Raw genomic sequence first — 408 nt, 5'->3', positions numbered from 1 at the left:
ATTATCATCTGCTTGAGCAAGAAAAAGCATATCAGATATCATTCGTGATAGACGGTTATATTCCTCCAAATTAGAATATAACACTTCAACGAGCTCTTCTTTACTGCGATTTTTACTCAGAGATATTTGAGTTTCAGTCATTAAATTAGTGATTGGCGTACGCATTTCATGGGCAATATCTGCTGAGAAATTCGTTTGCCTTACGAAAACATCTTCAATTTTTACTAACATCTGATTAAATGATTTGGTTAATTGCTTTAATTCATTCGGCACAGAGTCAGGATTTAAACGAACGCTTAAGTTTTCAGAAGTCACATTTTTGATTTCATCGCTGACATCTTTAAGGGGTTTTAATCCTTTAATTACAAGGAAATAAACGACAAGAATAGTAAATAAACACAATATAAT

At 32.1% G+C, this 408-nt stretch carries 1 protein-coding gene; it reads right to left on the bottom strand.

What is annotated here, in order from left to right; translation table 11 throughout:
• Positions 1-408 (bottom strand): histidine kinase dimerization/phospho-acceptor domain-containing protein (locus tag EVJ34_RS15535; protein ID WP_131486171.1); only part of this gene is annotated, 408 nt, incomplete at both ends.

The sequence above is a fragment of the Exiguobacterium sp. SL-9 genome (genome assembly GCF_004336985.1).
Lineage (GTDB): Bacteria > Bacillota > Bacilli > Exiguobacteriales > Exiguobacteriaceae > Exiguobacterium.
The sequence above is the reverse complement of the archived record's forward strand: the minus strand, read 5'-3'. Positions and strand labels throughout refer to the sequence as shown.